At 70.9% G+C, this 7,877-nt stretch carries 11 protein-coding genes; 1 reads left to right on the top strand and 10 read right to left on the bottom strand.

Annotation, left to right across the window (positions count from 1 at the left end; translation table 11 throughout):
* From ACTWQJ_RS41825 to ACTWQJ_RS41795, 7 genes are all read right to left on the bottom strand, one after another.
* Positions 1-674, bottom strand: a 674-nt coding sequence (locus ACTWQJ_RS41825) for a histidine phosphatase family protein (RefSeq protein ID WP_443311649.1), incomplete at its 3' end; no start/stop codon positions are given.
* Positions 665-1,111 (bottom strand): ribosome silencing factor, encoded by a 447-nt coding sequence (gene rsfS / locus ACTWQJ_RS41820; RefSeq protein WP_443311648.1) that lies wholly within the window; start codon positions 1,109-1,111, stop codon positions 665-667. The genes rsfS and ACTWQJ_RS41825, both read right to left, overlap by 10 nt.
* Before the next feature lie 242 nt (positions 1,112-1,353).
* A complete protein-coding gene (locus ACTWQJ_RS41815; protein WP_443311647.1) occupies positions 1,354-2,796 on the bottom strand; it encodes an LCP family protein in 1,443 nt (480 codons plus the stop codon).
* 84 nt (positions 2,797-2,880) lie between these two features.
* On the bottom strand, positions 2,881-3,018 hold the full coding sequence (locus tag ACTWQJ_RS41810; protein ID WP_443311646.1) for a hypothetical protein: 138 nt from the start codon (positions 3,016-3,018) through the stop codon (positions 2,881-2,883).
* Between the two features lie 16 nt (positions 3,019-3,034).
* Positions 3,035-3,670 (bottom strand): nicotinate-nucleotide adenylyltransferase, encoded by a 636-nt coding sequence (nadD, locus tag ACTWQJ_RS41805; RefSeq protein WP_224736815.1) that lies wholly within the window; start codon positions 3,668-3,670, stop codon positions 3,035-3,037.
* 32 nt (positions 3,671-3,702) lie between these two features.
* Positions 3,703-3,867 carry a hypothetical protein gene (locus ACTWQJ_RS41800; protein WP_443311645.1) on the bottom strand — a complete coding sequence of 55 codons (165 nt, stop codon included), beginning with the start codon at positions 3,865-3,867 and terminating at the stop codon, positions 3,703-3,705.
* Positions 3,868-3,975: 108 nt separating this feature from the next.
* Positions 3,976-4,137: a hypothetical protein gene (locus tag ACTWQJ_RS41795; protein WP_165396471.1), complete on the bottom strand. Its 162-nt coding sequence runs from the start codon at positions 4,135-4,137 to the stop codon at positions 3,976-3,978.
* Positions 4,138-4,289: 152 nt separating this feature from the next.
* Between ACTWQJ_RS41795 and ACTWQJ_RS41790 the strand changes: the two genes are divergently transcribed.
* Entirely contained in the window at positions 4,290-5,375 is a 1,086-nt protein-coding gene (locus ACTWQJ_RS41790; protein WP_443311644.1) for a M48 family metallopeptidase, read from the top strand.
* A 14-nt stretch (positions 5,376-5,389) separates the two neighbouring features.
* Here the strand turns inward: ACTWQJ_RS41790 and ACTWQJ_RS41785 are convergent, their stop codons facing one another.
* The 3 genes from ACTWQJ_RS41785 to ACTWQJ_RS41775 all read right to left on the bottom strand — a co-directional run.
* Positions 5,390-6,460, bottom strand: coding sequence for an SCO2583 family membrane protein (locus tag ACTWQJ_RS41785; RefSeq protein WP_443311643.1), 1,071 nt, complete (start codon positions 6,458-6,460; stop codon positions 5,390-5,392).
* Between the two features lie 100 nt (positions 6,461-6,560).
* A complete protein-coding gene (locus tag ACTWQJ_RS41780) occupies positions 6,561-7,133 on the bottom strand; it encodes an SCO2584 family spore wall biosynthesis protein (protein WP_443311641.1) in 573 nt (190 codons plus the stop codon).
* A 132-nt stretch (positions 7,134-7,265) separates the two neighbouring features.
* The coding region (locus ACTWQJ_RS41775) for a glutamate-5-semialdehyde dehydrogenase (protein ID WP_443311640.1) at positions 7,266-7,877 on the bottom strand (612 nt) is incomplete at its 5' end.

Genomic DNA, 7,877 nt, shown 5'->3' with positions numbered 1-7,877 from the left:
TCGTCGTCGCCGAGCACCGGCTCCGGCAGCGTGCCGGCGTTGTGCTCGAGCAGCCGCCAGCCGCGGGCGCCCTCGCCGAGGACGGACCAGCAGCAGTTGGAGAGCCCGCCGAGGCTCTCCCAGTGGCGGGACTCCAGGCCGAGGAGACGGCCGATCGTGGTGCGGATCGTGCCGCCGTGGCTGACCACGACCAGCGTGCCGTCGTCGGGCAGCTTCTCGGCGTGCCGGAGCACGACCGGGGCGGCACGGTCGGCGACCTCGGTCTCCAGTTCGCCGCCGCCGCGGCGCACCGGCTCACCGCGCTTCCACGCGGCGTACTCGTCGCCGTGCCGGACGATGATCTCCTCGTGCGTCAGGCCCTGCCAGACGCCCGCGTAGGTCTCGCGCAGGGCCTCGGTGTGGTTGACCTCCAGGCCGGTGAGCGCGGCCAGCTCGGCGGCCGTGTTCGCGGCCCGCCTCAGGTCCGAGGAGACGATCGCGTCGGGCTTGAGGGAGGCCAGCAGCCGGGCGGCGCGGCGGGCCTGGGCCAGGCCGGTCTCGGTCAGCTCGACGTCGGTGGTGCCCTGGAAACGGCGCTCCACGTTCCAGGAGGTCTGGCCGTGCCGCCAGAGGATGACGCGGCGGCCGCGGCCCGGCTTCGCGCCGGTCACCTCCCCGGTGGTGCTCACCGCCACTCACCACCCGTCTCGGCGGCCTCCTCGGCGGCCTTCAGCTTGGCGTGCTCCTCGGCCTTGCCGCGGGTGGCCCGGGCGTCGGCGGGCAGCTCGATCTCGGGGCAGTCCTTCCACAGTCGCTCCAGGGCGTAGAAGACCCGTTCCTCGCTGTGCTGGACGTGGACGACGATGTCGACGTAGTCGAGCAGCACCCAGCGGGCCTCGCGGTCGCCCTCGCGACGCACCGGCTTGGCGCCGAGTTCCTTCTGGAGCCGTTCCTCGATCTCGTCGACGATCGACTTGACCTGGCGGTCGCTGGGCGCGGACGCCAGCAGGAAGGCATCCGTGATCGACAGCACATCGCTCACGTCGTAGGCGATGACGTCGTGCGCGAGCTTGTCGGCGGCCGCCTGGGCGGCGGTGTTGATGAGCTCGAGAGATCGGTCTGTTGCGGTCACTACATGGCTTTCCGTCGGCGGTCACTTGTCCTCAAGGGTCTCACGGACCGCCGACGGCACCCCACGCGATTAGGGCCTGTCCGACGGATCAGGTCGCAGGAAATCGGCGGCGCCCTTAAGCGCAGGTGAGCGGGGTCTGGTGCGTCCAGCTGCAAGGCGGAGGAGGGAGTCGGCGACCGACGACAACGCGGCAGATGGGCGTGCCAGACCCCGCGTCTGCGACAGGATCCGCCGGACAGGCCCTAACCGGCCGAGGCCGGCTCGTAGTCCTGCCCGAGCACCACGGACACGTTCGCGTTCGCGGAGACCTTGCCCTTGACCACCGCGTCCTCCGGCAGCCCCAGGGTCTTGGCGACCTCGGTGGCGTTCTCCTTGTCGGCGGCGTCCGCGTAGGTGATCTCGGAGGCGGCCTGGGCGCTGCCTGCCGTACCGGCCTCCAGGAAGGTGAAGCCGCCGTTGAGGAGGACCACCCGGGCCTTCTCCGTGTTGTCCTTCACACCGCTGGCGTTCCGCACGGAGACCCGGACGGCCGCGTCCTGGTCGGGGCTCTTCGCGGTGCCGCCGAGGACGTCCTTGACCACGCTGTCACTGGCCTGCGCGCTCAGTGTGCCGTCGGTCTGGACGGGCAGCATGGCCGTCTTGTAGTCGCCGCCCTTGGCGAGGTCGGAGAGGCCCGCGAGGAAGGTCCCGAGGTCCTTGTCGGTGAGCGACGGGTCGAGGATCTGCGCGAGGGTCTGCACGGTGGTCGTCGCGGCCTGGGCGTCGGAGGACATCTTGCGCAGCACGCCCTGCATGACCTGCCCGAACCGCTCCAGCTGGGCGTTCTGGGCCTCGCCGGAGGCGCGGTAGGTGGCGTAGGCGACGGCCATCTTGCCGCTGAGGGTCTGGCTCTCGCCCTTGCTGACGAGGGGCGCCTCGCCCTTCTTCTTGGCCTCGGGGTCGGGCACGTCGGCGTTGGTGTCGATCTCGATGTTGCCGACGAGGTCGACGAGGTTCTGCAGGTAGGGGGTGTCGAGGCGCCAGGTGCCCTGGATCGAGGTGCCGAGGACGGTGTCCAGGGCCTCGCGGGTGCCGGAGGAGCCGTCGTCCTCGACCGACTTGGCCAGGGTCGTCGTGCCGTCGTCGCCGGTCAGGGCGAGGGCGTTGGGCAGCAGGACGGTGGTGCCCTGCTCGGTGGTGGTGTTGTCGACGAGCAGCGCCGTGGAGGTGCCGCCCTTCTTGGTGTCGTGCAGGTGGACGACGATCACGTCGCGTTTCTGCGCGGTCGCGGTCGTCGTACCGCCGGTCTTGTCGTCGGACGACGACAGGCCGGGGAGCTTTCCGGCGTACCAGAGGTAGCCGACGCCGCCGGTCGCGGCCAGCGCCAGGACGACGACCAGGGCGATGAGGCGGCTGCGGGCGCGGCGCCGGGCCTCCTCGCGGCGCTCGGTGCGGTTCTCGGTGAACTTCAGCCAGTCGATGACGTCCTCGGAGTCCCCGTCGGGGTCCTCGACGAAGGCGAACTGTTCGGTGCGGTAGTCCCGGTCGTCCTGGTACTCCCGGTCGTCCTGGTACGCCGGGTCGCCCCGGTGATCCCGGTCGTCCCGTACGGGTTCCTCGACCGGGCCCGCCTGCTGCGGGATGTAGGCGGTCTGCTCGGCGACGCGGGGCTGCCGGCCGGTCCCGTACGGGTCGTACGACGGCACCGGCTGCTGCTGCCCCGTCCAGTAGGGGTCGTACGGGGGTACCGGCTGCTGCTGCCCCGTCGCGTACGGGTCGTAGCCGTAACCCTACTGTGTGTAAGGGCCGTGCGGCTGCTGTGGGGACGGCGGCTGCGGCACCTGCCGGTGCACAGGCCGGCCGTGCTCGTCGTGGCCGACGAGCTCGTACTGGTCGCCCCCGTAACCAGCGTCGTATCGGTCGTTCACCGGTGCCCCTCTCGGCTCACTCGCCGCGGTACAGCTCTCGTTTGGCGATGTAGCGCACGACTCCGTCCGGCACCAGATACCAGATGGGGTCGCCCTTGGCGACTCTCGCACGGCAGTCCGTGGAGGAGATGGCGAGGGCGGGCACCTCGATCAGGGAGACGCCGCCCTCGGGGAGCCCGGGGTCGTTGAGGTGGTGACCGGGCCGGGTCACGCCGATGAAGTGGGCGAGGGAGAACAGCTCCTCGCTGTCCCGCCAGGTCAGGATCTGGGCGAGGGCGTCGGCGCCGGTGATGAAGAACAGGTCCGTGTCGGGGTTGAGCGCGCGCAGATCGCGCAGCGTGTCCACGGTGTAGGTGGGGCCACCGCGGTCGATGTCGATACGGCTCACCGAGAACTGGGGGTTCTCGGCGGTCGCGATGACCGTCATCAGGTAGCGGTCCTCGGCCAGGGAGACCTTGCGGTGGGTCTTCTGCCACGGCTGCCCGGTGGGCACGAACACCACCTCGTCGAGGTGGAACTGCGCGGCGACCTCGCTCGCCGCGACCAGGTGTCCGTGGTGGATCGGGTCGAACGTTCCGCCCATGACGCCGAGGCGGCGCTTGCCGCTCGTCGTGTCATGTGCCGGACCGGTAGGCATGTCCTGCTCTCCCATGCGTGCAGACCCTACCGGCCCGGTCTGTGGACTCAGCGGTCGCGGTTGAAGCGGGTGGTGATCCACAGCAGCAGCATCAGGGCGAGGAACGCGCCGCCACCGGTGACCAGGGGGTTGATGCTCTCGTGGTTGCCGCCGTGCTCCTCGCCCTCGGCGGCGAGGGTGACCAACTGGGCTGCGGCGCTGTGGAAGCTCATCTTCGGCAGGACCTATCGCGTGTGGGCGGAAGAGACGTCGACTCATCGTATGCGGGCGCCTCGGCCGCGATCACCCCGACTCCGCCGTCGGGCAACCTTCCGGGGCGCTCAGTCGTCCTTCCGCCTGTAACCCCGAAGCAGGAACCAGGCGGTCAGCACACAGCCGACCACCATCACGATCAGTACGACCCGGAGAAGATTCCCCGCCCCCTGCTGCTGGGCGGCGCTCGCGGCCTCGGTGAGCCAGGCGGCTGCGGGGTGGTGCTCCATGGTGCGGGACTCCTTCGCTGTACTGCCCGTCCACGGTATCTCCGCCTAGGCTGGGCCTTGCTTCGGGGGCGTACAAGAAAGCGCAAAGACAACAGCGCGCGGACAACAGCGCGCAGAGCACACAGAGCACACCGACGCACATGGGGGAAGACATGTCCGACGACGGCCACCAGCAGCACGAGCACGTGCCGAGCCGGCAGCGCAGGCGCTTCCCGGGAATCTCCTCGCGTGCGTACGAGCATCCGGCGGACCGCTCCGCCCTGGTCGCGCTGCGCAAGCTGAGCGGCTTCGACACGGCCTTCAAGGCGCTCAGCGGCCTGCTGCCCGAGCGGAGCCTGAGGCTGCTGTTCCTGTCCGACTCGGTACGCGTCTCGGACCGGCAGTTCACCCACCTCAACGACATGCTGCGGGACGCCTGCTACATCCTGGACCTGGAGAAGGTCCCGCCGATGTACGTCAACCAGGATCCGCAGCCCAACGCGATGTGCATCGGCATGGACGAGCCGATCATCGTCGTCACGACCGGGCTCGTCGAGCTGCTCGACGAGGAGGAGATGCGGGCGGTCATCGGCCACGAGGCCGGCCACGCCCTGTCCGGGCACTCCGTCTACCGCACCATCCTGCTGTTCCTGACCAACCTCGCCCTGCGGGTGGCCTGGATCCCGCTGGGCGGCGTGGCGATCATGGCGATCGTGACCGCGCTGCGCGAGTGGTTCCGCAAGTCGGAGCTGTCCGCCGACCGCGCGGGACTGCTGGTCGGCCAGGACCTCCAGGCCTCGATGCGCGGCCTGATGAAGCTCGCGGGCGGCAACCATCTGCACGAGATGAACGTGGACGCGTTCCTGGAGCAGGCCGAGGAGTACGAGGCCGGCGGCGACCTGCGCGACTCCGTGCTGAAGATCCTCAACACGCTGCCCCGCACCCACCCCTTCACCACCGTGCGCGCGGCCGAGCTGAAGAAGTGGGCGGCCTCCCGCGACTACCAGCGGATCATGGACGGCCACTACCCGCGGCGCGACGAGGACAAGGACACCTCGGTCTCGGACTCCTTCCGCGAGTCGGCCTCGCACTATGCGGGCCATGTGCGCGCCTCGAAGGACCCGCTGATGAAGCTGGTCACCGACATCGCGGGCGGCGCCGGCGACCTGGGCAGCCGGGTGCGGCGCGGCTTCGGCGGCTTCACGGGCGGCTCCGCCGACACACCGCCCAAGGACCAGCCGCCGCGCGACGAGGCCTGACCGCAGTCCGGCGCTCACACCTTCGGCTGGGCGCTGTCCGCCAGCGTCCCGCACAGGGCCGTCGCGCCGTGCGGGGCGTACGGGTCCGTGTCGGCCGGGCCGCCGGCCTTCGGGGTCTGGCCGGCGAGCAGCGGGCGCAGCCGGCCGGCGGCGTCCTCGGCGCAGGACAGCGGGCCTGCCTGGACGTGCGAGCCGACCAGCTGGGCCTGGTGCAGGCGCAGGTCGTCGCGGTCGAAGCGGAAGTGCAGCTCGCGGCGGACGGTGAACAGCGACGCCTCGGCCTTCGCACCGGCGTCGGCCGGTCGCAGCGCGTACACGAAGGTGTGGTCCGCGGTGACCTCGAGGGTGGCCGAGTCGGCCTCGGTGACCTGCAGGGTGCCCTGCACCCGGATCTCGCGGTCGGCCAGTTCGGCGTGGGCGGGGTCGAAGCGCACCAGCCAGCCGGTGGGAGCGTGCCGGCCGTCGGCGGAGGGCACCTCGAAACTGCGGTCGAACTGGTCGAGCTGGCCGGGGTCGAGCAGGACCCGCACGGGCCGGACCTGCTCGCCGGTGAGCACCTCGGGGTAGAGCGAGGAGCGGACGATGTAGTCCTTGGCGGTGGTCAGGGCGGTGACGACCTGGCCGTCCGAGAAGTTCGCGGTGCGCCGGGCGGCGGGCAGCGGTATGCCCTCGGCGCCGGTGCGGAACTGCGCGGCGGGACTGTTGGCGTACAGCTGTTCGGGGTCGGTGGCGCCGGGCACGCTGCCCTTCGGGGCGAGCGGGATGACGGTCATCCGCAGGGGCTCGACGGGCTGGTGGGCCTGCGGGGTCTGGTAGGGGTGCCGTACGCCCATGTAGATCGCGGTGCCGAAGGCGAGGGCGATCAGCACGACCAGGACGAGCGCCTGCCGGGACAGTCCCCGGCGCAGGGGCGGCCGGCGGCGTACGGCGGGCGCGTGGTCGGTCAGGCGCTCCTGCGCGGAGAACTCCTGGAGGCGGGCAGCGCGGACGAACGACTCGTCGAAGACGACGGATCGGTATTCGTCTTCCGCACCGTTGGAGGCGCCGTCGGGTGTCCCCTCGGGTGGTTCTCCAGGCCCGCCCATAACTTCAGAGTAGGTCTCCCGAAGCTCCGGTAAACGCCCTGCTACACCACAACTTCTGACAGGTACTCACCAGAATGGCGCATACCTGCGCAGGGCGCGTTCAGGGCGTGCGCGGAACCGCGGAGACGGCCGGCTGGGAGTAGTCGGCGGAGGCGGAGGGAGCGGCCGAGGTGCCCTGCTCCAGGCCGGTGGAGGCGGGCGGCGGGACCTGGTCCTGGCGGCCCGAGGAGGCGCCCCGGTAGACCGCGGCGAAGGCCAGCGCGACCATGCCGATGCCCATCACGAGGGCGAGCAGCCAGGCGACCGGGCGGTGCCAGCGGACCTGCTTTCCGTACGGTCCCGGCATGCCGTCGCGGCTGTCGAGAAGCTCGGGGTCGTCGAGGTCGTCGAAGTCCGGGTCGCGGCCGAAACCGGGGTCGTCGGCACCGTATCCGTCGTCGTACCGCTCGCCTCTGCCGTGCGCCCGGCGGGCCTCCGCCTCGGAGGCCTCGGCTCTGGCCTGCGCGGCAGCCAGGAGGCGTTCGACGGCGGTCGGCTCGTGCACCACGGCCGCCTGTACGAAGGCCTCGTCGAAGACCACGGAGGCGAACTCTTCGTCCGACACCCCGCGGTCGTGGTCGTCGTCGGGCTCCCAGCCGTCAGGGAACGGCGTGCCCCCCACGTCCTCCGGCACGGATCCAGGGTAGACCTGGGGGGTCAATTTGGGCAGACGGTATGGAAATTCATCCGCCTGCTGAGACGTCTCCGCTGTGGCACGGGCGCGGACCGGGGCGCGTGTCCGCCGCATATGCCGGTGCCGCGCTTCTCAGCGCCGTACGTGCCCGTCCCCGGTGACGATGTACTTCGTGCTGGTCAGTTCAGGCAGCCCCATCGGGCCGCGTGCGTGCAGCTTCTGCGTCGAGATGCCGATCTCCGCGCCGAAGCCGAACTGGCCGCCGTCCGTGAAGCGGGTGGAGGCGTTCACGGCGACCGTGGTGGAGTCGACCAGCTGGGTGAAGCGGCGGGCGGCCTGCTGGGAGGTCGTCACGATGGCCTCGGTGTGACCGGAGGTCCACAGCCGGATGTGCTCCACGGCCTTGTCCAGGGAGTCGACGACGGCTGCGGCGATGTCGTACGACAGGTACTCGGCCTCCCAGTCCTCCGGGGTGGCCTCGACGACGGTCGCCTTGGTGTCCTTGGCGTACGCCAGCACCCGCTCGTCGGCGTGCACGGTGACCCCTGCCTCGGCGAGGGCGTCCAGCGCGCGCGGCAGGAACTCGGCGGCGATGGCCCGGTGGACCAGCAGCGTCTCGGCGGCGTTGCACACGCTGACCCGCTGCGCCTTGGAGTTGATCAGGATCTCGAGGGCCATGTCGAGGTCGGCGTGGGCGTCGACGTAGACGTGGCAGTTGCCGGTGCCGGTCTCGATGACCGGGAC

Source organism: Streptomyces sp. KR55, assembly GCF_052245645.1.
Lineage (GTDB): Bacteria > Actinomycetota > Actinomycetes > Streptomycetales > Streptomycetaceae > Streptomyces > Streptomyces flavusporus.
Note: the sequence above shows the minus strand (reverse complement) of the source record. Positions and strands in the feature narration are given on the sequence as shown.

What these genes read in the sequence shown, in the direction of transcription:
- nadD (WP_224736815.1), bottom strand. Translation starts at nt 3,670, where the DNA reads ATGGGAGAGCAGGACATGCCTACCGGTCCGGCACATGACACGACGAGC.
- ACTWQJ_RS41800 (WP_443311645.1), bottom strand. Translation starts at nt 3,867, where the DNA reads ATGAGCTTCCACAGCGCCGCAGCCCAGTTGGTCACCCTCGCCGCCGAG.
- ACTWQJ_RS41795 (WP_165396471.1), bottom strand. Translation starts at nt 4,137, where the DNA reads ATGGAGCACCACCCCGCAGCCGCCTGGCTCACCGAGGCCGCGAGCGCC.
- ACTWQJ_RS41790 (WP_443311644.1), top strand. Translation starts at nt 4,290, where the DNA reads ATGTCCGACGACGGCCACCAGCAGCACGAGCACGTGCCGAGCCGGCAG.
- ACTWQJ_RS41785 (WP_443311643.1), bottom strand. Translation starts at nt 6,460, where the DNA reads ATGGGCGGGCCTGGAGAACCACCCGAGGGGACACCCGACGGCGCCTCC.